Genomic DNA, 23,106 nt, shown 5'->3' on the forward strand with positions numbered 1-23,106 from the left:
ACAACGCCGCTGGCGGTACAACATGAGCAGATGGATGCTTACTGAGTGACGCAACGAGTGAGCGTCGTTTCCCGGGTCACCTGCCCCTCAGCCCTCATATCGCCTTGCACATCGGTGTTTTCGGTGGTCTGGCAGGTGCGTACAGGAGGTGGAGGCGGCGCGGCGGGAGGTGGCGGCGGAGGACTGGCACACCCCCCCAGAATCGCGACGCAGAGTGCAAACGACAGTGGAGTAAAAACGCGTTTCCCAAGACTGTTCATAGGTTAGCCCGCGGTAAGTGATCGAGATATTTCCGCGACCCAACACCCTCACCGCGAACACGCGGACCGGTCACAGAAAAAATACTTTCGTATCTTTTAATACGACCGCCAGCAAAACCCGACAGTTCCTAGGAAGTCTCGGAACGATGCAACGTGTTGCTCTCAAGCTCGTACCGCAGCTCTTCGATCAACGACGCCACCGCCTCCGGCGTTCTAAGGTTGCTTACGCTCAACCCACTGACCACCAGATCCACCTGCCCCGACACCGGATGATAGAGCTTCACCGTCAGTGAATTATCACCCGTAACACTGCAGTCACAGGCCAGCGGTGAAAAACTCCGCTCCAGCTGCATACGCAATTGCGCCACGTAATTCATCCTGCGGTTCCTGTAGCTGTTTTCGAAAGGGACGCGATACCCGAAGACCTGTATCGCACCCTTACAGCCTAAGAACTGCCTCACCCGTCCAGAACATCCATTTGCACCCCTTCGAGTAGTGCATTTGCACCTAACACTGGGCCTTGGGCCGCCACTCGCTGGAGAACAAACCGCGCTCGCGAGCCCACACAATCGCCTCGCTGCGACTGTGAACATCGAGCTTGGAATACACCGTCGACACATGGTTACGCACGGTGTTGGGCGCGAGCTTCAACCGCGCGGCGATTTCCTTGTCGGCCAGTCCTTCGCAGATCAGCCCCAGTACATCGCGCTCACGGGCCGTCAGGTCGGTGAAAGACACGCTAGGCAACTGCGGCGAGTTGACGTTCTTCACGTTGGCGAGCTTCTCGATGAGCGTGCGGCTGAACCAGGAGGCGTCTTTCATCACCTCTTCGATCGCCGACACCAACTCCAGCTCCGTTCGTTTACGCTCGGTGATGTCCATAAACACCAACAGGTAGCAGGGGTTGTCCTGAATGTTCACGGTGTCGGCCGAGACCGCGCAATCGATCAGCAGGGCGCCTTTCTTGCGAACCCGAACATCGACACGATCCACCCTTCCGGTTTTTTCCAGGGCCGCAAAAAGTCGCGTGCGAGCGCCTGTGTCATCGATAAATTCGATCTGCGCCACAGTCTTGCCGAGCACTTCTTCACTGGGATACGCGAGCGTATCGAGGAAGGCTTCATTGACGTCCATCACTACCTGATCGCTGGCGTTGCATACCAGAATCGGCACCGGGGTCAGACGAAAAGCCTTGGCGAACCGTTCCTCGCTCTGGCGCAGGGCGACTTCGGCCTTATACCGGGGCTCGATGTCCACGAAGGAAAACAGCATGCAGGCTTCGTCGTTCAGCTCAAGGGGCTGGCCGGCGACGATCACCTGTTTGCTGCCCCCTTCTGGCAACTGCAGCTGGGCCTGCATTTGCGGAATAGTCGCCCCATCGCGCAAACGCTGCTTGGCCAGGTCTTTGTTTTCGGCCCCTTCCAGTATGTCCAGTTCATAGGTCGAACTGCCGATCACCTGATCACGGGCATAGCCGGTCATCTCCAGAAAGCCCGGGTTGACTTTGATGTAGCGCAAATCGCTGAGGCGACAGATCACAGCCGGGGCCGGGTTGGCATTGAAGGTTTTTTCGAAACGCTGCTCGGCACTGGCCCACTCCGTGACATCGTTCATGATCAGCACCAGCGACTCCGGCTTTCCGGAGCTGTCAGCCAACACCATGCTGCGCACGCTATGGACCCAGGTGCGCTCTTCGTCGTCCGCGGGCGTCACCTCAACCAAGACATCACTGAAGGTCTCGCCTCGGGCGACACGGCTGATCGGATAGTTGTCGGCCTGAACCGGATGATTATTGCGATAACGCAAGGCGAAGCGCTTGGCGTACTCCTTGGCATTCGCCCCCAGCTCGCTGAGCTCCCCGACGCCGTGCATGGCCAGCGCGGCGTCATTGGCCCAGAGGAGGGTCTGGTCGAGCTCCACCAGAATCACCCCATCGGACAGGCCGGCGATAATCTGCTGCAACTGACGGCGATTGGTTTCAGTGATCAGGACGTCCTGGCTCATTGGATCTCCACGCGTGCGACGGCGCATTCATGCGCCGCCCTGTGAAGACTACGACCGCGGGGGGTTGGGATAGTGCAAAGCACGTGTAGCAGCTGCCGAACGCAGCCTTCGGCAGCTGCTACGGACGGTGTGAAACTGACGATTGGGGTTTAACTACTGCAACAGCAAAGACGCTTCCAGCCCCGCCAACTTCTCCGGGTTACGCATGATGAAAATCCGGCTCACCCGCCCTGCTTCGTCAACACCAAAGGTCATCGATGCAGTGATGACCCCGTCGGCCTTGATGATTACACCTTGAGCGCCATTGATTTCGCAGGGCAGCCATTCGCAAGTCTGCCAATAGACGTGCAACGACTGAGCAATGAAATCCAGCACGCTGGAAATGCCGGACAACGTTTCGCGGATGGCCGAGGCCTTGCCGCCACTGTCAGCGCAGAGTTCGACGTCTTCGGCGAGCATCGCGGTCAAGGACGAGGTCGAGCCGCTGGCGATGGCGCGATGGAAAGCGCTGAGCAATTGGTCCTGACGAGCCGGTTCCGGCTGAAAGCGAGTTTGTCCGCTGCCGAGGCGGGCCTTCGCCCGGGACACCAGTTTGCGGCACGCAGATTCTTGAACCCCGACCGCGTCCGCGACTTGCGCGTAATCCATGTCGAAAATTTCGTAGAGCAGATAGGCGGCGCGCTCCTTGGGGGTTAGCCGTTCCAGCAACAACAAGAACGCGGTGGACAGCGACGAGGCCAGTTCATGCTTGTGTTCGGGTGAATCCTGATGGGTGGTGTGAATCGGTTCTGGCAGCCAGGTGCCGACGTAATCAACCCGCGACTTGTGGACCGAGCGCAGCAGATCGATGCAGTGCCGGGTGCACGCCGTGGTCAGCCAGGCGGCCGGGGTGGCAATGGAAGCCCGATCGGCCTCTAGCCACTTGATGAACAGCTCTTGTACCACATCCTCGGCTTCGGCGCGCGAGCCGAGGATGCGATACGCCAGACCGAGCAAAAAGGGCCGGCGCTGCTCGAACACAGCGGCAACGTGCTCAGCGGAATTCATCGATCAGTGCCTCGACACCTGCAAACGGTTCCACAGGTTGATCATGCCAATCTCGGCCGTCAAGGCACCGATCTGGGCGTCGTTGAAATGCCCGCGCAAGTCACCGCGCAAGCGGGCGTAGTCGGTCTTTTCATCGAGTACGGTCAGGGCCTCGGTCCAGGCCAGGGCGGCACGTTCGGAGGCGCTGAAATCACTGACGTGGCGCCAGACGATCAAACGGTCCAGCCGCTCGTTGCTTTCATTGGCGTCACGGGCCTCGCGGGTGTGCATCTTCACGCAGAAACCGCATTGGTTGATCTGCGAGGCACGCAGGTGGATCAAATGCTTCAGCCTCGCTGGCAGCTCGTGATTGTCGAGGGTGACATGCACCTGAGTCAGGCTTTCGAAGACTTGAGGAATGGATTGCAGCAGGTTAATCGGTTGGGTGTTGGACGACATCGTGTTGCTCCACTGTTTAAGGGATTCAACGAGATGACGAAATAGCACTACAGTTTGTGACGCGCCGGCAGTACCTGTGATTTTTTGGTCGTAGATCCTTTTCGCGGCGGCTGCCCTAAGCTCAAGTCAAAGAGTGGTTTAATGCTGTGCTTTACCTGCCTGGAGAGTTGCCATGATGCTGGATACGCTGCATTTCACTCCTTGGTCCGCGTTGACAGGAGGTGCGTTGATCGGCTTGGCGGCCAGCGTGATGCTCGTGGCCAATGGGCGGGTCGCCGGGATTAGCGGATTACTCGGCAGTCTGCTAGCGCCGGGTGGTTCGGGACGGGGCGAAAAAGCCTTTTTCATCCTCGGACTGCTGGCGGCCCCCCTGTTGTGGGCGTTGTTTCAGGTGTGGCCGGCCATCGAATTCAAGACCGGTAGCGTGGGGCTGATCATCGCCGGATTGTGTGTCGGGATCGGCACCCGTTATGGCTCTGGTTGCACCAGTGGCCACGGGGTGTGCGGCATCTCGCGGCTGTCACCACGCTCCATCGTCGCGACGTTGAGCTTCATGTTCGCGGGCTTTGTGACCGTGTTTGTCCTGCGCCATCTGTTGGGGTTTTGAACATGAAAAAACTCACGGCTTTCCTCGCCGGCCTGTTGTTCGGCATCGGCCTGCTGTTGGCCGGTATGGCCAACCCGGCCAAAGTGCTGGGGTTTCTCGATATAACCGGTTTGTGGGACCCATCCCTGGCGCTGGTCATGATCGGGGCGATTGCCGTGGCCTGGGTGCCGTTTCACTGGGCCATGAAACAATCCACGTCGTTGCTGGGGGCGCCGATGCAGTTGCCGGTCAGTCGTGAACTGGATCGACGCTTGATCGGTGGCAGCCTACTGTTCGGGGTCGGGTGGGGCATTGCGGGCATCTGCCCCGGGCCGGCGCTGGTGCTGTTGCCGACGGGGCATTGGCAGGCGTGGGTATTTGCGATCGCCATGCTGGCGGGGATGTTGATATTCAGAGTGTTACAAGCGCGTCGTTAAGTCGTCTCGCCAGGTCAATGTCAAGAGATCGTAGCCTTCGGCGGCGCAAGTGTTGCCGGCGGCTACGATTTTTTTGCGTTTCAAACTGCCAATTGACCGCCGGCAATCGCCGCCGACGCCGCCAGCATTGCCCGCAACAACACCGCACACCCGGCCGCCAGATCATCCGGCGCAGCGTTTTCGATTTCGTTGTGGCTGATGCCGCCTTCGCACGGCACGAAGATCATCCCGGCGGGGCCGAGTTCGGCGAGGAAGATTGCGTCGTGCCCTGCTCCGCTGACGATGTCCATGTGCGACAAACCCAGCCCTTGGGCGGCGCCGCGCACCGCTTCAACGCAGCCTTTGTCGAAGTACAGCGGCGGGAAGTCGGCGGTGGGTGTGAGTTCGAAGGTCAGGCCGTGTTCCTCGCAGGTGGTTTCGATGACTTCGCGGACTTCGGCGATCATCGAGTCCAGGCGCGCCGGTTCCAGATGACGGAAGTCCAGGGTCATGCGCACTTCGCCGGGGATGACGTTGCGTGAGCCGGGATAGGCTTGCAGGCAACCGACGGTGCCGCAGGCGTGCGGTTGATGACCAAGGGCCGCGCGATTGACCGCACCGACGATCACCGAAGCGCCGACCAGGGCGTCCTTGCGCAGGTGCATCGGCGTCGGGCCGGCGTGGGCTTCGACGCCGCGCAGTTTCAGGTCGAACCATTTCTGGCCGAGGGCGCCCATCACCACGCCGATGGTTTTGTGTTCGTCTTCGAGGATCGGGCCTTGTTCGATATGCGCCTCGAAATAAGCGCCGACGGCATGGCCACTGACGTTGCGCTCGCCGGCATAGCCGATGGCGTTCAAGGCTTCACCGACGGTGACGCCCTCGGCATCGACCTTGGCCAGGGTTTCTTCGAGGGTGAATTTTTCCGCGAACACACCGGAGCCCATCATGCAGGGGGCGAAGCGTGAGCCTTCCTCGTTGGTCCAGACCACCACTTCCAGCGGCGCTTCGGTTTCCACGCCCAGGTCATTAAGGGTGCGCAGCACCTCGACGCCGGCCAGTACGCCGAAGCAGCCGTCGAACTTGCCGCCGGTGGGTTGGGTGTCGATGTGGCTGCCGGTCATCACCGGTGGCAGGTTCGGGTTGCGGCCTGGACGTCGGGCGAAGATGTTGCCGACGGCGTCGATGCTGACGGTGCAACCGGCCTCCTCGCACCAGTTGACGAAAATGTCCCGGGCCTGGCGGTCGAGGTCGGTCAGGGCCAGGCGACAGACGCCACCCTTGACCGTGGCGCCGAGCTTGGCCAGGTCCATAAGCGACTGCCACAAGCGGTCGCGGTTGATGTGCTGATGGGTGGACTGCAGAACGTCTATGGCAGCGTTCATGATGATCTCCTCAGGCAGTTGTTATAGGTTTCTTCAGGCATTTCTTTGGTGTTTGTGAAGCCGTCTTCGCGAGCAAGCCCGCTCCCACAGGGAAATGCATTCCAAATGTGGGAGCGAGCTTGCTCGCGATGAGGCCATCAATCACACCGCAGATTTCGCGATTGACGGACTGGGGCGCATCGAGCACAACCCGTAATAAATCAGCCCGCCCAACGCCGAGCCGGTGAACCAGCCATAGTCGTAGAACCAGCTGAATGCATCGCTGCCGAGCGACAGCAGCGTCAGCGCCACCGGCACACCGAACGCGATGAAACCGAACCAGTTCCACGCTGGGTAAACGTCGTCGCGGTAAAGGCCAGCCAGGTCCAGTTGCTGTTTCTTGATCAGGAAATAGTCCACCACCATGATCCCGGCGATCGGCCCCAGCAGACTCGAATAGCCCAGCAGCCAGTTGGAATACACCGTCTCCAGGCTTAAATCCGAGACGATCAATCCGAGCTTCTTCAACAGCTCATGGGCCATCAGCGCCAAGCCGACCAGGCCGGTGAGCAACACCGCTTTGGTGCGGTTGATGAACTTGGGCGCGACGTTCTGGAAATCGTTGGTCGGTGAAACGATGTTGGCCGCGGTGTTGGTCGACAGCGTGGCGATGATGATCAGCGCCATGGCCAACGCGACCCAGACCGGGCTCTGGATATGGCCGATCAGGGTGACCGGATCGGATACGGTGACGCCCACCAGTTTTACCGAGGCCGCCGTCATCACCACGCCAAGGGAAGCAAACAGGAACATGGTCAGGGGTAAGCCGATAATCTGCCCGACGATCTGATCCTTCTGGCTTTTCGCATAGCGGCTGAAATCCGGAATGTTCAGGGACAAGGTGGCCCAGAACCCGACCATGGCGGTCAGCCCGGCGGCAAAGTAACTGACCACGCTGGCCCCTTCCGGACGTTTGGCCGGGATCGCCAGCAACTCAGTCATCGACACGTTCGGCATGGCCCACACCAACAGACCCACGCCCACCAACACCAACAACGGCGCCGAGAGGGTTTCGAGCCATTTGATCGAGTCCGCACCGCGAATCACCACCCACAGGTTCAAGGCCCAGAACACCATGAAGCCGATGACTTCACCGGTACCGCCCAGGGCTTTCCAACCCTCGAACACCGAGCCGAGAAACAGGTGAATGGCCAGTCCGCCGAACATCGTCTGAATGCCGAACCAGCCACACGCCACCAGCGCACGGATCAGGCACGGAATGTTGGAGCCGAGAATCCCGAAAGACGAACGCAGCAGCACCGGAAACGGAATGCCGTACTTGGTGCCGGGAAAAGCGTTCAGGGTCAGAGGGATCAGTACGATGATGTTAGCGAACAGAATCGCCAGCAGCGCTTCGCCGACGCTCAAGCCGAAATAGGCGGTGAGCACGCCTCCGAGGGTGTAGGTCGGCACGCAGACCGCCATGCCAATCCATAACGCGGTGATGTGCCATTTGTTCCAGGTTCGTTCGTGCACCTTGGTCGGTGCCATGTCGTGGTTGTAACGGGGGCTGTCGAGGACGTCACTGCCGGCTTCTAGCTCAAACAAGCCGTCGCGCTCGGTCACTTGCGATCTGATCTGTTGCATGGCCGCTCCACTGTTCTTTTGATTATTTTTGCTCATCAGGGGCTGGTGGCATCAATAAACGTGCCGGTCACCCCATTTGTGCATCGGGCAGTTCCATAAAAACTTTGTAACCAACTGATGTTTATCAGTTTTATTTACATACTTGATGAATCACCGGTTACTTGCTTGATCACTCAGGCCGAATACCAGGCAAGTTGTCCGAACAGTCAGGACTCAAACTGGTGCATCGCACTTTTTTTCAACGTCGCGCATCAACCATAGACCATCCTCAACCGGCTGATTTCACATAAGAAATCTCGTCTATTTTTAGAACCTGTCAAGTGCGTCAAAATGGTGAGAGGCCTCACCATTTTGGTGTTTTCACTCTTTAAACCTTAAATATCAATACGTTAAAACAGATATAAACTTATAAAAAATATTCTTGCTCTATCCGTAAACTCAGACTAGCGTTTATTCCTGACAGCGCTGACAGGAATACGCCTGTTTGCGTCGGCTTCATATAAAACATTTTAGAACCGGCACAAGTCGGTCATTGCCTGCGAGGAACTCGGAATGTCTCTGTTGATCCGTGGCGCCACCGTTATTACCCACGACGAAAGTTATCGCGCCGACGTCTATTGCGCCGACGGCGTGATCAAAGCCATCGGCGAAAATCTTGATGTTCCGGCGGGTGCCGAAGTGCTCGACGGCAGCGGCCAATACCTGATGCCCGGCGGCATCGATCCGCACACGCACATGCAACTGCCCTTCATGGGCACGGTGGCCAGTGAAGACTTCTTCAGCGGTACCGCGGCGGGACTCGCCGGTGGCACGACATCGATCATCGACTTTGTGATTCCCAATCCGCAGCAATCCTTGATGGAAGCATTTCATCAGTGGCGCGGCTGGGCCGAGAAGTCGGCGTCGGATTACGGTTTCCATGTCGCGATCACCTGGTGGAGCGAGCAGGTCCGCGAGGAAATGGCCGAGCTGGTCAGCCAGCACGGGGTCAACAGCTTCAAGCACTTCATGGCCTACAAGAACGCGATCATGGCCGCCGACGACACCCTGGTAGCGAGTTTCGAGCGCTGTCTGGAATTGGGCGCCGTGCCGACTGTGCATGCGGAAAACGGTGAGCTGGTCTATCACCTGCAACGCAAGTTGATGGCCCAGGGCATGACCGGCCCGGAAGCGCATCCGTTGTCCCGCCCTTCGCAGGTTGAAGGTGAAGCGGCCAGTCGGGCGATCCGCATCGCCGAAACCCTGGGCACGCCGCTGTACCTAGTGCACGTCTCGACCAAGGAAGCCCTCGACGAAATCACCTACGCCCGCAGCAAGGGCCAACAAGTCTACGGCGAGGTCCTGGCCGGGCATCTGCTGCTGGACGACAGCGTCTACCAACACCCGGACTGGCAGACCGCCGCCGGTTACGTGATGAGCCCGCCCTTTCGTCCGCGCGGCCATCAAGAGGCGCTTTGGCACGGCCTGCAATCGGGCAACCTGCACACCACCGCCACCGACCATTGCTGCTTCTGCGCCGAACAAAAAGCGGCGGGACGTGACGACTTCAGCAAGATCCCCAATGGCACGGCCGGTATCGAAGACCGCATGGCGGTGCTTTGGGATGAAGGCGTGAACACCGGGCGTTTGTCGATGCAACACTTCGTGGCGCTCACCTCCACCAACACCGCGAAGATCTTCAACCTCTACCCGCGCAAAGGGGCGATTCGCGTCGGTGCGGATGCGGACCTGGTGCTGTGGAATCCGGAAGGTACGCGCACGATCTCGGCGAAGACTCATCACCAGCAGGTCGATTTCAACATCTTTGAAGGCAAGACCGTGCGCGGTGTACCGAGCCACACCGTCAGCCAGGGCCGGGTGGTTTGGGCGGATGGTGATTTGCGGGCCGAGCGTGGTGCCGGGCGGTATGTCGAACGGCCGGCGTATCCGGCGGTGTTTGATTTGCTGAGTAAGCGGGCTGAGCAACATAAGCCAGTTGCTGTGAAACGCTGAAATCGAGGCCTTCGGCCTATCGCGAGCAAGCTCGCTCCCACAGGGGAATGCATTCCAAATGTGGGAGCGAGCTTGCTCCGGGCGGCGTTCCGACGATGGGGCCGGCCCAGACATCAAAAAAACCAATGCCCATCAGAGGCAGTTCCTCAATAACCGTGAGGCCAACACCGTGATCAAGACCCTGAACCACCTCCCGCATCCCTATGAGAATGCGGCCGCCCTCGCCGGCCATTTCACCGATCTGGCGCCACCGCTCAACGACCGTCAGGCCCATCTGGAAGCCTCGCGTTGCCTGTACTGCTACGACGCGCCGTGCGTGAATGCCTGTCCGAGCGAGATCGATATACCGTCGTTTATTCGCAATATCCATCAGGAAAACGTTCAGGGCGCGGCGCAGAAAATCCTCTCGGCGAACATCCTCGGCGGCAGTTGCGCCCGGGTGTGCCCGACGGAAGTTCTTTGCCAGCAAGCCTGCGTGCGCAACAACGACCATGAATGCGCACCGGTGTTGATCGGCCTGTTGCAGCGTTACGCCGTCGACAACGCACACTTCAGCGAACACCCCTTCCCACGTGCGGCATCTACTGGCAAGCGCATCGCCGTGGTCGGCGCCGGCCCGGCCGGTTTGTCCTGCGCTCACCGCAGTGCCATGCACGGTCATGACGTGGTGATTTTCGAGGCTCGTGAAAAGGCTGGCGGCCTCAACGAGTACGGGATCGCCAAGTACAAACTGGTGGACGATTACGCGCAGAAGGAACTGGATTTTTTGTTGGATATCGGCGGCATCGAAATCCGCCACGGGCAAAAACTTGGAGAAAATCTGACCTTAAGCGAACTGCATCAGCAATTCGACGCGGTGTTCCTCGGCCTCGGCTTGAATGCCAGTAAACAACTGGGGCTGGCCAACGAAGAGGCGCCGGGCCTGCTCGCCGCCACCGACTACATCCGCGAACTGCGCCAGGCCGATGACCTGACGCAACTCCCCCTCGCTGACCGTTGTATCGTTTTGGGCGCCGGCAACACCGCCATCGACATGGCCGTGCAAATGGCTCGCCTCGGCGCTCGCGACGTGAATTTGGTGTACCGCCGCGGTGTCGAGGAAATGGGCGCCACGGGTCACGAACAAGACATCGCCAAGGCCAATCAAGTGCGGCTGTTGACTTGGGCGCAACCGGAAGAAGTGCTGCTCGATGACCAGGGCCACGTACGCGGCATGCGCTTCGCCCGCACGCAGCGGGTGGACGGTCGCCTGCAAACCACTGGCGAAACCTTCGAGCTGGCCGCCGACGCAATCTTCAAAGCCATCGGCCAGGCCTTCGACGCCAGCGCCCTCGTCGATCCGCTGGCCCGGGAACTCAAGCGCCAGGGCGAGCGGATTCAAGTGGACGAAAACCTGCGCACGAGCATCCCCGGCGTGTACGCCGGCGGCGACTGCACCAGCCTCGATCAGGACCTCACCGTGCAGGCCGTGCAGCACGGCAAACGGGCCGCCGAGGCCATCAACGCCCAACTCATGCTCAACGTGGAGGCTGCGTAAATGGCCGATCTTTCGATTGTCTTCGCCGGCATCAAAGCCCCCAATCCGTTCTGGCTGGCCTCCGCGCCACCGACCGACAAAGCCTACAACGTGGTCCGCGCCTTCGAGGCCGGCTGGGGTGGCGTAGTCTGGAAAACCCTGGGTGAAGACCCGGCGGCGGTCAATGTGTCGTCGCGCTACTCAGCGCATTTCGGTGCCAACCGCGAAGTGATGGGCTTCAACAACATCGAACTGATCACCGATCGCTCGCTGGAAATCAACCTGCGGGAAATCACTCAGGTCAAAAGGGACTGGCCGGACCGCGCGCTGATTGTGTCGCTGATGGTGCCCTGCGTCGAAGAATCATGGAAATTCATCCTGCCGCTGGTGGAAGCCACCGGCGCCGATGGCATCGAGCTGAACTTCGGTTGCCCGCACGGGATGCCGGAGCGCGGCATGGGTGCGGCGGTTGGCCAGGTGCCGGAGTACGTCGAGCAGGTCACCCGTTGGTGCAAGACGTACTGCTCGCTGCCGGTGATCGTCAAGCTCACACCGAACATCACCGACATTCGCGTCGCCGCCCGCGCGGCCCATCGCGGTGGCGCGGATGCGGTGTCGCTGATCAACACGATCAACTCGATCACCAGCGTCAACCTGGAGCGCATGGTCGCCAATCCCGCCGTGGGCAGCCAAAGTACCCACGGTGGTTATTGCGGCTCTGCGGTGAAGCCGATTGCGCTGAACATGGTCGCCGAAATCGCCCGCGACCCACAGACGCAAGGCCTGCCGATTTCCGGCATTGGCGGCATCGGCAGTTGGCGCGACGCGGCGGAGTTCATTGCGCTGGGCAGCGGCTCGGTGCAGGTGTGCACGGCGGCGATGCTGCATGGTTTCCGGATTGTCGAGGAGATGAAGGACGGGTTGTCACGCTGGATGGACAGTCAGGGTTACGCCAGCGTGTCGCAGTTTACCGGGCGTGCGGTAGGCAACACCACAGACTGGAAGTATCTGGACATTAACTATCAGGTGATTGCGAAGATCGATCAGGAAGCGTGCATTGGTTGCGGTCGCTGCCACATTGCTTGCGAAGACACTTCGCACCAAGCGGTTGCCAGCCTTAAGCAGGCAGACGGGACGCATAAATATGAAGTGATTGATGATGAGTGCGTGGGGTGCAATCTGTGTCAGATCACGTGTCCGGTGCAGGATTGTATTGAGATGGTGCCGATGGATACGGGCAAGCCGTTTCTGGATTGGAATCATGATCCGAGGAATCCGTATCACGTGGCAGTCTGAACGGACTACCTATATCGCGAGCAAGCTCGCTCCCACATTGGATCTTCAGTGTTCAATAGATCCCTGTGGGAGCGAGCTTGCTCGCGATGAGGCCAGCAGTAACACCGCAAATCTTAAGCCTCAAGGCTCCAACCCAATCCCCCGCAAGATCACACTCGTCACCGTCTGCACCGCCCGCTCGAACTGCATGTCCGACAACGGCTGGTGGTCATTCAGAATATTCACCTGGTGATCGAAGTCGGCGTAATGCTGGGTCGAGGCCCAGATCATGTACAGCAGGCTTGAAGGCTCTACCGGCAGGATGCGTTTGTCGTCCACCCACTGGCGAATTTTCGCTTCTTTCATCTTGGCCCAGTCGTACAGACTCACGTCCAGTTTCTCACCCAGCGTTGGCGCGCCGTGGATGATTTCGTTGGCCCAGACTTTGGAGCCATAAGGCCGGCTGCGGGAGTGGTTCATTTTGGCGCGGATGTAGCTGCTGAGCACCACGCGCGGATCGTCGAACATCTCGAAGCACAGAGCGTCCTGTTTCCACACTTCCAGCAAACCCAACAGCACGGCGCTGTACAGCTCACTCTTGGTGCTGAAGTAGTAATGCAGGTTGGAGCGCGGCAGTTGCACTTCGGCGGCGATGTCGGCCATGGCGGTGCCGCCGAAACCTTTTTCGGCGAAAACCTTTTCAGCCCCCAGCAGAATTTTCTCGACGTTACTGCGACGAATCTCGATCTTGTGATTGCCCATGAGGGCTCCCTGACAACAGCGTTGGCCAAGACTAGCATCCGCTCTACATCGCGGCGACAAGGGAAAACGAGCGATCGGCCAAGGTGCCATGCTCGACGGCCTCAACGACCAATTGCTGATCCTCAATCAAATCATTCACATATGGGGGCGGTGGCCGCGGCTTCACTTCTGGGCACTCTGCTGCCGATGATCACTGGCTGACACCCCCAGAGGTCATCGTACAACTTCTGATTGACAACCCCTGAAAGCCTCGCAAATAATCGCCCCCAACGTTGTACGACAACGCATGACAAAAATAAAACAACAAGAAACAATGGAGCGTCACTGTGAGCAAGCTCGTCCGCAATTCCTCCATCTGCCCCCCTCGCCCAACCTTCGCACGCCGCCACACCCTGAGCCTGATCGGTTGCAGCAGCCTGGCCCTCGCCCTGCCCATGATCAGCCATGCCGAAGGTTTTGTGGATGACGCCAAGGCCACGCTGAACCTGCGCAATGCCTACTTTAATCGCAACTTCACCAACCCGGCCTTCCCGCAGGGCAAGGCAGAAGAGTGGACACAAAGCTTCATTCTCGACGCCAAGTCCGGGTTCACCCAAGGCTTCGTCGGCTTCGGCGTGGATGTGCTGGGTACGTACTCGCAGAAGCTCGATGGCGGTAAAGGCACGGTCGGCACAGGGTTGCTGCCGATCCATGACGACGGTCGCCCTGCCGATAATTTCGGCCGTCTGGGTGTGGCGCTGAAAGGCAAAATCTCGAAAACCGAACTCAAGGTCGGCGAATGGATGCCGGTGTTGCCAATCCTGCGCTCCGACGACGGCCGCTCGCTGCCGCAAACCTTCCGCGGTGGTCAGGTAACGTCCAGCGAGATCAGCGGCCTGACACTCTACGGCGGCCAGTTCCAGGGCAACAGCCCGCGCAACGATGGGAGCATGGAAGACCTGTTCATGAACGGCAAATCGGCTGCCTTGACCTCCGATCGTTTCAACTACGGCGGCGGCGAGTATGCCTTCAACGACAAGCGCACCCAGGTCGGGGTCTGGTACTCGGAACTCAGCGACATTTACCAGCAGCAGTATTTCAACCTGAGCCACAGCCAGCCCATCGGCGACTGGACCCTCGGAGCGAACCTGGGCTACTTCATCGGCAAGGAAGACGGCAGCGCCCTGGCCGGCGACCTCGACAACAAAACCGCGTTCGCCATGCTCTCGGCCAAATACGGCGGCAACACCTTCTTTGTCGGTCTGCAAAAACTCAGCGGCGACGATGCCTGGATGCGGGTCAACGGCACCAGCGGCGGCACCCTGGCCAACGACAGCTACAACTCCAGCTATGACAACGCCAAGGAAAGATCCTGGCAGCTGCGCCACGACTACAATTTTGTTGCGCTCGGCATTCCCGGCCTTACGATGATGAACCGCTACATCAGCGGCGATAACGTGCACACAGGCACCACCACCGACGGTAAGGAATGGGGCCGCGAATCGGAGCTGGCCTATACCGTACAAAGCGGTGCGTTGAAAAACCTCAACGTCAAATGGCGTAACGCGAGCATCCGCAAGGATTTCAACAGCAACGAATTCGACGAAAACCGAATCATCATCAACTACCCGATCTCGTTGCTGTAAGGCATTTATCCGCCCTGCTGATAGGTCGTTATCACAGCGATCTATTTCAGCGGTTGGTCGAATTGAGCTCGGGACGACCCTCCGTCAATTTCAAACGATGACGCGTTGACAAGAATGGGAAAGCCTAACGATACTTCGATCAAGTCGTACGACAACTTACAACGAATTCAATAACAATAACTGCTTGTGCAGGGACTTCCATGAAAACCACTCCTACAGCCCGCGCCCCTTTTAATCGCCTGCTCCTGACCGGCGCCGCCGGTGGCCTCGGCAAAGTCTTGCGCGAACGCCTGCGGCCTTACGCCAATGTCATTCGCCTGTCGGACATCGCCGATATCACCCCTGCCGTCGATGATCGTGAAGAAGTCGTGTCCTGCGATCTCGCGGACAAACAAGCGGTGCATCAACTGGTCGAAGGCGTGGACGCGATCCTGCACTTCGGCGGCGTGTCGACGGAGCACTCGTTCGAAGACATTCTGGGCGCCAACATCTGCGGCGTATTCCACATTTATGAAGCCGCTCGCCGGCATGGTGTGAAGCGCGTGATTTTCGCCAGTTCCAACCACGTGATCGGCTTCTACAAACAGGACGAAGTCATCGACGCCCACTCCCCTCGCCGCCCGGACAGCTATTACGGTTTGTCCAAGTGCTACGGCGAAGATGCGGCCAGTTTCTACTTCGATCGTTATGGCATCGAGACTGTCAGTATCCGCATCGGCTCTTCTTTCCCGGAACCGCAAAATCGCCGAATGATGAGCACCTGGTTGAGTTTCGGCGACCTGACCCAATTGATCGAGTGCGCGTTGTACACCCCGAACGTCGGCCACACCGTGGTCTATGGCGCGTCCGACAACAAGAACGTCTGGTGGGACAACCGCTTCGCCACGAGCTTAGGTTACGCACCACAGGACAGCTCCGAAGTGTTCCGCGAAAAAGTCGAAGCCCAACCAATGCCGGCCGCTGATGACCCTGCCATGGTTTACCAGGGTGGCGCGTTTGTCGCCTCTGGCCCGTTTGGCGACTGAACCTCCTCACCCCAAACAAAAACCCGAGGGAATAAGTTGCCATGCAAGCCGAATTGATTGTCGATGCCCGTAACGCGGTCGGTGAAAGCCCGGTCTGGGTCCCCGAGGAAAACGCCCTGTATTGGGTTGATATTCCTGCCGGTGGACTTCAGCGCTGGAGCGCCGAAACCGGCCATGTCCATTCTTGGACCGCTCCGCAGATGCTCGCCTGCATTGCACGTCACAGCGACGGCGGCTGGGTTGCCGGAATGGAAAGCGGCTTCTTCCATCTGCAGCCGCATAACGACGGCTGCCTCGACAGCGCATTGCTGGCGGACGTCGATCACGCCCGCTCCGATATGCGCTTGAATGATGGGCGCTGCGATCGTCAGGGCCGCTTCTGGGCCGGCAGCATGGTGCTGAACATGGCCGCCAATGCTGCCGACGGCACGCTTTACCGCTACAGCGCCGGTCAACGCGGGCCGATCGATGCTCAGCTCGGCGGATTCATCGTGCCTAACGGCCTGGGTTTCAGCCCGGACGGGCGGACGATGTACCTGTCTGACTCTCATCCCCTGGTCCAGCAAATCTGGGCCTTTGATTACGACATCGACAGCGGCACGCCGTCCAATCGTAGGCTATTTGTCGACATGAATCAGTTCCCTGGTCGTCCCGATGGCGCGGCGGTCGATGCCGAAGGCTGCTACTGGATTTGCGCCAATGACGCCGGGCTGATTCACCGTTTTACCCCCGACGGCCGACTGGACCGTTCCCTCGCCGTACCGGTAAAAAAACCGACCATGTGCGCCTTCGGTGGCAGTCGACTGGACACCCTGTTCGTGACCTCGATCCGCCCCGGTGACGACCATGACGAACAGTCACTGGCCGGCGGTGTGTTCGCCCATAATCCCGGGGTGAAAGGTTTGCCGGAGCCGGTGTTCAACGGATGAAAATCATCAGGTCCCCTGCAGCTGGCGAAGCCTGCTGCTAGGTGCGTCGTCTTAACGACTCAGGCGAACACTTCACACATCTCCAACGCCGAGCGAACGGGCAACGCGTTATGCAGGAGCGACATCACTCAGGTTTCTCGAAGCTTTTCAGCTCGATCGGCACAAGTGACTTCGCTCCTGCATAAAAGGTGCAGGGTTCAAATTTCAGGCTTGGGTTTTGTGATCCAGAGCCGCGTAAAAGTTGGCGCTCTGTTGCAGGTACTTCTGGGTGTAGCTTTGCGCGTGGGATTTTTTGTCGCTGATTTCAATGTTGGCGCTGGCTGGCAGAGCAACAGTGGCAGAGATAGCGGAAGCAGCGATTACGGAGAAGAGATTGAAGTTCATGGCGGTATTCCTCGGATTCAGTTGGTTTGCTTGCCCGGTGGGGCCGTGAAGCAAACTTAACCGCCGAGGTTGGCGTCTTGAAATCTTTTGTAGCATTAGCAGATATCAGCGTCATTAATAGAAGGATGCAGGCCCCATCAACCGGGGCCTGCGGCCTATTGACGCACCAGGAACTTGAGGTCGCTCGGGGCATCCATCGGCAGTTTTTGCACGGTTTTACCCAGCAGGCCTGTCTTTGAATCGCGCTCGACGACGACAACCTGGTTACTTTTCTGGTTGGCGATCAGCAAGAACTTGCCACTCGGGTCGAGGATGAACTCGCGCGGGTGATCACCTTCTACGGAACGGCGCTGCAGTTCCTTGAGGTGCCTGGTCGCAGGATCGATGGCGAACACCAGCAGCTGATTGGCGGTGCCACGGTTGCTGACGTAGAGGAACTTGCCATCGCGCGACGCGTGAAGCGCAGCGGCTGCCTTGTCCGAAGTGGGCTGACCCGTCGCCAATTCGACCATTTGCGTTTGCTCGAGTTTGCCGTCCTTGTAGTCGAACACCGCGACCTGCGCGCTCATTTCCAAGATCAACCACGCGTGTTTGCCATCGGCGCTGAACAGCAAATGACGCGGCCCGCTGCCGGGTGGCAACTGGACGGACGCCGGTGTAGCGGCGGTCAATGGCAGTTCCGGGTTGGCCTTGGGGTCGAAGCGGTAGACAAAGACCTTGTCGGCGCCCAAGTCATTGGAGAACACATACTTGCCGTCCGGCGACGAAACCGTCGAATGCACGTGCGCCGACATCTGCCGCTCGGGATTAACCCGGCTGGACGGATGGCTGCTCATCTGCACCACCGATTTGAGCTGGCCGTCGGCGCCCACTGGCAACACCGCCAAAGTGCCGCCTGGATCTTCAGCCACCGAATAGTTGCTGACAAACAGGTGACTGGCTGCAAGGCTGAGGCTCGAATGAGTCGGCTCGTTGCCCAGGCTCTGCACCTGATTGATCGGGCTCAGCGCATGGGTTTTGGGATCGATCGCATAGCTGCTGACGCGCCCTACCGGATCGGTCTGTCCCGGGCCGTTTTCGTTGACCACGAAAAGGTGACGCTGATCCTTGGACAGGGTCAGCCAGGACGGGTTTTCACTCGTGACCACTTGCAGCGGCTTGGCATTGATCTGCCCGGTGGCGGCGTCGAAGTTCAGGCGATAAATCCCTTGGCTCTGACCGGCCGTGTAGGAACCGACCAGCAACTGATAGTCCTCGGCCGACGCAGCCTCGAAGCCCATCGCGCCGATGCTGCCGGCCATCAACAGTGGCCAGAGCTTAGGCACCCTCATTCACTTCGTCCTCGTCGTCATCACCGCGGAACGCGGTCATGCACACCAACCGGTGCTCGCCGGAACTGCCGGTGATCAGCCAGCTTTGCAGGTCTGGATCGAAGGTCGCGGCCTCGACCTCGGCCGGGGTGAACGCCCAGTGCTTGGACACACGACCGTCCAAGCATTCGATGTGCAGGTTATCGTCTTCATCGAGGGAGAATTCGAAGGCGTGCAGCCCGTCGATTTCCACCATATCGCAGTGTTCGAGGGTGGCGAGCAAGGTGTCGGTTGCGGCAGTCATGGCAGTAATCTTTGAATGGGAAAGACGCAATGATAGCTCATTGCGCCTCAGTCCAATGTGGGAGCGAGCTTGCTCCCACAGGGGGCCGTGCTCGGCCGTTAGATCGCGTCGCGGGAGGGTTGGCCGTCCACTAATCGCTGAATGCGCAGCGGATTGCCATTCTTCAAGGCTTCCGGCAGCAGGCTGTCGGGGTAGTTCTGGAAGCACACCGGGCGCAGGAAACGATCGATGGCCAAGGTGCCCACCGAGGTGCCGCGAGCATCGGATGTCGCCGGATACGGCCCGCCATGGACCATCGAATCGCAGACTTCCACCCCGGTCGGATAACCGTTGAGCAGGATCCGTCCGACCTTCTGTTCCAGCAATGGCGTCAGCTCACCGAACTGCTCGAAGTCCGCAGGCTCGCCAATGATCGTCGCCGTCAGCTGCCCGTGCAGGCCGTGCAACGCGGCACTAAGTTGTGCCTGATCGGCAACTTCGACGAACACCGTGGTCGGGCCGAACACTTCTTCCTGCAGCACTTCATCGCCATTGATCAACAGGCTGACATCGGCTTTGAACAGTTGCGGCTGGGCCTGATTGCCTTGTTGCGGGTTACCTGCCATATGCTCGATTCCCGAGTGCGCAAGTAACTTCTGCAAGCCTTTGCCATAGCTGCTCAAGGTGCCCGCATTGAGCATCGTTTGCGCGGGTTGATCGCCCATCAGTCCAGCCACCTGTTGCACAAACGCGCTGAATTGCGGCGAACGAATACCGATGACCAGACCCGGATTGGTACAGAACTGACCGCAGCCTTGAACCACCGACGCCGTCAGGTCCCGAGCGACGGTTTCTGATCGAATCTCAAGCGCCTGCGGCAATACGATCACCGGGTTGATGCTCGACATCTCGGCGAACACCGGGATTGGCTGCGCACGTGCAGCGGCCATGTCGCACAACGCACGTCCGCCCTTCAGCGAGCCGGTAAAGCCAACCGCCTGAATCGCCGGATGCTTGACCAGCGCTTCGCCAACCCCACCACCGTAGATCATGTTGAACACGCCGGCGGGCATGCCGGTTTTTTCCGCCGCGCGAATGATCGCGTTCGCTACTTGTTCGGCAGTTGCCATGTGGCCGCTGTGGGCCTTGAACACCACCGGGCAACCGGCGGCCAACGCAGAAGCGGTGTCGCCGCCAGCCGTGGAGAACGCTAAAGGAAAGTTACTGGCGCCAAACACGGCAACCGGTCCGAGGCCGATGCGGTACTGACGCAAGTCCGGACGCGGCAACGGTTTGCGCTCAGGCAACGCCTGATCGATCCGCGCACCGTAGAAATCACCGCGACGCAGCACTTTGGCGAACAGGCGCATCTGGCCGCTGGTGCGACCGCGCTCGCCTTGAATGCGCGCGGCGGGCAGCGCGGTTTCGCGGCAGACCAGCGCAACAAAGTCATCGCCCAGCGCGTCCAGTTCGGACGCTATTGCATCGAGAAATTGCGCCCGACGTTCGGCGCTCAAGTTGCGATACGTCGGATAAGCCGCGGCGGCAGCCTTGGCGGCGGCATCGACTTCTTCCGGGGTCGCCTGGAAGAAATCGTACGGCAACGCTTCGCCCGTGCTGGCGTCGACGCTCTGTAGTTTGAGCTGGCTGGCCGCACTGCGCTGACCGCCGATGTAGTTGTGACCAAGAATCTGGGTCATGCCTATCTCCTTAAAGGGTGCCAACGGTGCCGGGCGCGAACGCTGCTTCAACCGGTGCAATCCCGTTGATCAACGGTGCACCGAACTCGGCCTGACTGATCTCGAACACGTCACCCGGCCGGGTGCGAATGCCGTCGGCAAAGGACAGGGTCGCGGTGCCGAAAAAGTGAATGTGCACATCGCCCGGACGCAGGAACTGGCTGTACTTGAAATGGTGGTACTCGAGGTTTTCCAGGCTGTGGCACATGTTGGCCTCGCCACTGAGAAACTCGTTCTGCCACAGCACCTCGCCGTCACGCAGGATGCGGCTGGTGCCTGCCAGATGTTGAGGCAATTCGCCGACTCGAAGTTCCGGGCCATAACTGCAACTGCGCAATTTGGAGTGCGCCAGGTACAGGTAATTCTTGCGTTCCATTACATGATCGGAGAACTCGTTACCCACCGCGAAACCAAGGCGATACGGCTTGCCGTCGTGGCCGATGACGTAGAGGCCGCTGAGTTCTGGTTCTTCACCAGCGTCTTCGGCGAACGGCGGCAACGGGAACGGTTGACCCGGTCGAACGACGATGCTGCCGTCACCTTTGTAGAACCATTCCGGTTGCACGCCAGCCTGCCCCGCTGCCGGTTTACCGCCCTCCACGCCCCATTTGAAGATGCGCATGGTGTCGGTCATCGCGGCTTCGTCGCCATGCTGATGCATCTTGTCCCGCGCCGAGGCGCTGCCCAAGTGAGTCAGGCCCGTGCCGCTGACCAGCATGTGCGCCGGATCCAGGTGATCCAGCGGTGGCAGGATGCGCAGCTTGGCCAACAGTTCTGCATAGTCATGGCTGATGCCCAGGCCCAGGGTGTTCACCTGTTGCTCAAGATTGACGCCCGCCTCGATCGCCGCCAACGCCAGGTCGCGCACCGTACGCGCGTCCTGGACTTCACGTACCAGACCGTCCTCGACCACGCCAACCCGACGTTCGCCGTTACTCAATTCGAACTGAACTAAACGCATGATTTTCTCCTGTATTCAAATCTCAAATCCAACCCAGGTCCCTGTGGGAGCGAGCTTGTCTCCGGGCGGCGATCCGACGATAGCGGTCGATCATTCAACATTGATAGTGACTGACACTCCGTCATCGTCGGATCGCCGCCCGGAGACAAGCTCGCTCCCACAGGTTTCGTGTCAGGTGCGGGTAGCGCCACGGGCGCTGGCAGCGAACTGGTCGGCCGGCAGTACGTGCTTGCGCTCCAGCAGGCGATAGACCACACCGGTCAACATCAGCCCGAACACCATCACTCCCGAAAGGAAATACAGGCCCGAGGCCAGGTTGCCGGTGTACTCCTTGAGCGCGCCGATCACGAACGGACCGATGTAGCCGCCAAGGTTGCCCACCGAGTTGATCAAAGCGATCCCGGCCGCCGCACTGGCACCGGCGAAGAAGCGGCCCGGCAAGGTCCAGAACACCGCGGTGCAGGAAAACAGCGCGAAGGCCACCAGGCACAACGCCGCCAGTTGCAGCACCGGCACCGTCAGCCAGGCACTGAGGAACAGGCCGATGGCACCCAATACGTAAAGCACCGCCAAGTGGCCGTAGCGATCATTCAAGCGGTCGGAACTGCGCGGAATGATCAGCAAACCGATGATCCCGAAGATGTACGGCACCGACGACACGAAGCCAGTCACCAGATCCGTGCCACCGAACTGCTTGATCAGGGTCGGCAGCCACAAACCCAGGCCGTAAATGCTCAGGGTCACCGGCAGATAGAACAGCGCCAGCAGCAACACCCGTTTGTCCTTGAGGGCGTGCAACGGATTGCCGTGGCGGGTCTGGCCGTATGCCTCGAGATCCTTTTTCAGTTCGCCGGTCAGCCAGTCCTTTTCGGCCTGGTCCATCCACTTCACCTGTTTCGGGCCGTCCGGCAGCCAACGCAGCACCGGCCAGGTCAACAGGATTGCCGGGATACCGATGACGATGAACAGCCACTGCCAGCCATGCAGGCCAAGAATGCCGTCCATACCGAGCAGACCGCCGGACACCGGGCCGGTGATCAACATGGCGATGGGTTGGGAAAGGATGAACAGTCCAAGGATCTTGCCGCGATGGCGCACCGGGAACCATTGGGTGATGTAGTAGAGAACGCCCGGAAAGAACCCGGCTTCCGCCGCACCGAGCAGAAAGCGCATCACATAGAAACTGTGCGGCCCCTGGACGAAGGCCATGCCGATGGTGATGGCGCCCCAGGTGACCATGATCCGCGCGAACCAGCGTCGCGCGCCGAAGCGATCGAGCATCAGGTTACTGGGGATTTCCAGCAGGAAATAGCCAATGAAAAACAGCCCGGCACCCAGCCCGTAAGCCGCGTCACCGATGCCGAGGTCAGCGCCCATGTGCAATTTGGCGAAGCCTACGGCGGAGCGATCCACATAGGCGATCAAGTACAGCAGGATCAGGAAGGGAATCAGTTTCAGCGTGATGCGACGAATAAGCCGCAGTTCCTGGCTCATGAGATCGGTCTCCGATTGTTGTTGTTATAGAACCTCGGGGGACGCCTCT

General features: G+C 59.5%; 21 protein-coding genes. 8 read left to right on the plus strand and 13 right to left on the minus strand.

Annotated features, from left to right (window positions below; translation table 11 throughout):
- Positions 1-388: 388 nt before the first annotated feature.
- From ACYZT7_RS19050 to ACYZT7_RS19065, 4 genes are all read right to left on the minus strand, one after another.
- A complete protein-coding gene (locus tag ACYZT7_RS19050; protein WP_462037776.1) occupies positions 389-637 on the minus strand; it encodes a DUF1652 domain-containing protein in 249 nt (82 codons plus the stop codon).
- A gap of 130 nt (positions 638-767) precedes the next feature.
- Entirely contained in the window at positions 768-2,264 is a 1,497-nt protein-coding gene (locus tag ACYZT7_RS19055; protein WP_462037777.1) for a PAS domain S-box protein, read from the minus strand.
- Between the two features lie 153 nt (positions 2,265-2,417).
- Positions 2,418-3,311: an RNA polymerase sigma factor SigJ gene (gene sigJ, locus ACYZT7_RS19060; protein WP_282380308.1), complete on the minus strand. Its 894-nt coding sequence runs from the start codon at positions 3,309-3,311 to the stop codon at positions 2,418-2,420.
- Positions 3,312-3,314: 3 nt separating this feature from the next.
- On the minus strand, positions 3,315-3,749 hold the full coding sequence (locus ACYZT7_RS19065; RefSeq protein WP_462037778.1) for a carboxymuconolactone decarboxylase family protein: 435 nt from the start codon (positions 3,747-3,749) through the stop codon (positions 3,315-3,317).
- 172 nt (positions 3,750-3,921) lie between these two features.
- Here ACYZT7_RS19065 and ACYZT7_RS19070 point away from each other — a divergent pair, with 172 nt between their 5' ends.
- Positions 3,922-4,356, plus strand: coding sequence for a YeeE/YedE family protein (locus tag ACYZT7_RS19070; protein WP_462037779.1), 435 nt, complete (start codon positions 3,922-3,924; stop codon positions 4,354-4,356).
- A 2-nt stretch (positions 4,357-4,358) separates the two neighbouring features.
- Entirely contained in the window at positions 4,359-4,772 is a 414-nt protein-coding gene (locus tag ACYZT7_RS19075; protein ID WP_462032259.1) for a DUF6691 family protein, read from the plus strand.
- An 80-nt stretch (positions 4,773-4,852) separates the two neighbouring features.
- Here ACYZT7_RS19075 and ACYZT7_RS19080 read toward each other — a convergent pair whose 3' ends face one another.
- Positions 4,853-6,136: a Zn-dependent hydrolase gene (locus ACYZT7_RS19080; RefSeq protein ID WP_462037780.1), complete on the minus strand. Its 1,284-nt coding sequence runs from the start codon at positions 6,134-6,136 to the stop codon at positions 4,853-4,855.
- Between the two features lie 141 nt (positions 6,137-6,277).
- Positions 6,278-7,762, minus strand: a complete 1,485-nt coding sequence (locus tag ACYZT7_RS19085) for an NCS1 family nucleobase:cation symporter-1 (RefSeq protein ID WP_462037781.1) — start codon at positions 7,760-7,762, stop codon at positions 6,278-6,280.
- 552 nt (positions 7,763-8,314) lie between these two features.
- Between ACYZT7_RS19085 and hydA the strand changes: the two genes are divergently transcribed.
- From hydA to preA, 3 genes are all read left to right on the plus strand, one after another.
- Positions 8,315-9,754 (plus strand): dihydropyrimidinase, encoded by a 1,440-nt coding sequence (hydA, locus tag ACYZT7_RS19090; protein WP_462037782.1) that lies wholly within the window; start codon positions 8,315-8,317, stop codon positions 9,752-9,754.
- 169 nt (positions 9,755-9,923) lie between these two features.
- Positions 9,924-11,291: an NAD(P)-dependent oxidoreductase gene (locus tag ACYZT7_RS19095; protein ID WP_462041829.1), complete on the plus strand. Its 1,368-nt coding sequence runs from the start codon at positions 9,924-9,926 to the stop codon at positions 11,289-11,291.
- Positions 11,292-12,566: an NAD-dependent dihydropyrimidine dehydrogenase subunit PreA gene (gene preA, locus ACYZT7_RS19100; protein ID WP_462037783.1), complete on the plus strand. Its 1,275-nt coding sequence runs from the start codon at positions 11,292-11,294 to the stop codon at positions 12,564-12,566.
- A gap of 120 nt (positions 12,567-12,686) precedes the next feature.
- Here preA and ACYZT7_RS19105 read toward each other — a convergent pair whose 3' ends face one another.
- Positions 12,687-13,307 (minus strand): TetR/AcrR family transcriptional regulator, encoded by a 621-nt coding sequence (locus ACYZT7_RS19105; protein ID WP_008149783.1) that lies wholly within the window; start codon positions 13,305-13,307, stop codon positions 12,687-12,689.
- Positions 13,308-13,633: 326 nt separating this feature from the next.
- On the opposite strand from ACYZT7_RS19105, the gene ACYZT7_RS19110 reads away from it, so the two are divergent.
- The 3 genes from ACYZT7_RS19110 to ACYZT7_RS19120 all read left to right on the plus strand — a co-directional run bounded on the left by ACYZT7_RS19110 (position 13,634) and on the right by ACYZT7_RS19120 (position 16,886).
- On the plus strand, positions 13,634-14,932 hold the full coding sequence (locus tag ACYZT7_RS19110) for an OprD family porin (RefSeq protein ID WP_462037784.1): 1,299 nt from the start codon (positions 13,634-13,636) through the stop codon (positions 14,930-14,932).
- Positions 14,933-15,132: 200 nt separating this feature from the next.
- Complete coding sequence (locus tag ACYZT7_RS19115; RefSeq protein ID WP_462037785.1) at positions 15,133-15,957, plus strand: NAD-dependent epimerase/dehydratase family protein; 825 nt, start codon at positions 15,133-15,135, stop codon at positions 15,955-15,957.
- 41 nt (positions 15,958-15,998) lie between these two features.
- Positions 15,999-16,886, plus strand: coding sequence for an SMP-30/gluconolactonase/LRE family protein (locus tag ACYZT7_RS19120; protein WP_462037786.1), 888 nt, complete (start codon positions 15,999-16,001; stop codon positions 16,884-16,886).
- 204 nt (positions 16,887-17,090) lie between these two features.
- Here ACYZT7_RS19120 and ACYZT7_RS19125 read toward each other — a convergent pair whose 3' ends face one another.
- The 6 genes from ACYZT7_RS19125 to ACYZT7_RS19150 form a co-directional block, all read right to left on the minus strand.
- On the minus strand, positions 17,091-17,270 hold the full coding sequence (locus tag ACYZT7_RS19125) for a hypothetical protein (protein ID WP_033054657.1): 180 nt from the start codon (positions 17,268-17,270) through the stop codon (positions 17,091-17,093).
- Between the two features lie 155 nt (positions 17,271-17,425).
- Positions 17,426-18,601, minus strand: a complete 1,176-nt coding sequence (locus ACYZT7_RS19130) for a lactonase family protein (RefSeq protein ID WP_462037787.1) — start codon at positions 18,599-18,601, stop codon at positions 17,426-17,428.
- Positions 18,588-18,884: a DUF5629 family protein gene (locus ACYZT7_RS19135; RefSeq protein WP_462037788.1), complete on the minus strand. Its 297-nt coding sequence runs from the start codon at positions 18,882-18,884 to the stop codon at positions 18,588-18,590. Before ACYZT7_RS19135 ends, ACYZT7_RS19130 begins: the two co-directional genes overlap by 14 nt.
- 98 nt (positions 18,885-18,982) lie before the next feature.
- Positions 18,983-20,563: an aldehyde dehydrogenase (NADP(+)) gene (locus ACYZT7_RS19140; protein ID WP_462037789.1), complete on the minus strand. Its 1,581-nt coding sequence runs from the start codon at positions 20,561-20,563 to the stop codon at positions 18,983-18,985.
- Between the two features lie 10 nt (positions 20,564-20,573).
- On the minus strand, positions 20,574-21,563 hold the full coding sequence (gene araD1, locus ACYZT7_RS19145) for an AraD1 family protein (protein ID WP_462037790.1): 990 nt from the start codon (positions 21,561-21,563) through the stop codon (positions 20,574-20,576).
- A gap of 171 nt (positions 21,564-21,734) precedes the next feature.
- Positions 21,735-23,057, minus strand: coding sequence for an MFS transporter (locus tag ACYZT7_RS19150; protein ID WP_462037791.1), 1,323 nt, complete (start codon positions 23,055-23,057; stop codon positions 21,735-21,737).
- Positions 23,058-23,106: the final 49 nt, after the last annotated feature.

It is taken from the genome of Pseudomonas sp. RT4P38 (assembly GCF_054897765.1).

Excerpts from the sequence above, each read along its gene's own strand:
- ACYZT7_RS19080 (WP_462037780.1), bottom strand. The coding sequence starts at position 6,136 with ATGAACGCTGCCATAGACGTTCTGCAGTCCACCCATCAGCACATCAAC.
- ACYZT7_RS19055 (WP_462037777.1), bottom strand. The coding sequence starts at position 2,264 with ATGAGCCAGGACGTCCTGATCACTGAAACCAATCGCCGTCAGTTGCAG.
- ACYZT7_RS19130 (WP_462037787.1), bottom strand. The coding sequence starts at position 18,601 with ATGAGGGTGCCTAAGCTCTGGCCACTGTTGATGGCCGGCAGCATCGGC.
- hydA (WP_462037782.1), top strand. The coding sequence starts at position 8,315 with ATGTCTCTGTTGATCCGTGGCGCCACCGTTATTACCCACGACGAAAGT.
- preA (WP_462037783.1), top strand. The coding sequence starts at position 11,292 with ATGGCCGATCTTTCGATTGTCTTCGCCGGCATCAAAGCCCCCAATCCG.
- araD1 (WP_462037790.1), bottom strand. The coding sequence starts at position 21,563 with ATGCGTTTAGTTCAGTTCGAATTGAGTAACGGCGAACGTCGGGTTGGC.
- ACYZT7_RS19150 (WP_462037791.1), bottom strand. The coding sequence starts at position 23,057 with ATGAGCCAGGAACTGCGGCTTATTCGTCGCATCACGCTGAAACTGATT.
- ACYZT7_RS19120 (WP_462037786.1), top strand. The coding sequence starts at position 15,999 with ATGCAAGCCGAATTGATTGTCGATGCCCGTAACGCGGTCGGTGAAAGC.
- ACYZT7_RS19065 (WP_462037778.1), bottom strand. The coding sequence starts at position 3,749 with ATGTCGTCCAACACCCAACCGATTAACCTGCTGCAATCCATTCCTCAA.
- ACYZT7_RS19135 (WP_462037788.1), bottom strand. The coding sequence starts at position 18,884 with ATGACTGCCGCAACCGACACCTTGCTCGCCACCCTCGAACACTGCGAT.
- ACYZT7_RS19140 (WP_462037789.1), bottom strand. The coding sequence starts at position 20,563 with ATGACCCAGATTCTTGGTCACAACTACATCGGCGGTCAGCGCAGTGCG.
- ACYZT7_RS19105 (WP_008149783.1), bottom strand. The coding sequence starts at position 13,307 with ATGGGCAATCACAAGATCGAGATTCGTCGCAGTAACGTCGAGAAAATT.
- sigJ (WP_282380308.1), bottom strand. The coding sequence starts at position 3,311 with ATGAATTCCGCTGAGCACGTTGCCGCTGTGTTCGAGCAGCGCCGGCCC.
- ACYZT7_RS19085 (WP_462037781.1), bottom strand. The coding sequence starts at position 7,762 with ATGCAACAGATCAGATCGCAAGTGACCGAGCGCGACGGCTTGTTTGAG.
- ACYZT7_RS19125 (WP_033054657.1), bottom strand. The coding sequence starts at position 17,270 with ATGAACTTCAATCTCTTCTCCGTAATCGCTGCTTCCGCTATCTCTGCC.
- ACYZT7_RS19050 (WP_462037776.1), bottom strand. The coding sequence starts at position 637 with ATGAATTACGTGGCGCAATTGCGTATGCAGCTGGAGCGGAGTTTTTCA.
- ACYZT7_RS19115 (WP_462037785.1), top strand. The coding sequence starts at position 15,133 with ATGAAAACCACTCCTACAGCCCGCGCCCCTTTTAATCGCCTGCTCCTG.
- ACYZT7_RS19070 (WP_462037779.1), top strand. The coding sequence starts at position 3,922 with ATGATGCTGGATACGCTGCATTTCACTCCTTGGTCCGCGTTGACAGGA.
- ACYZT7_RS19075 (WP_462032259.1), top strand. The coding sequence starts at position 4,359 with ATGAAAAAACTCACGGCTTTCCTCGCCGGCCTGTTGTTCGGCATCGGC.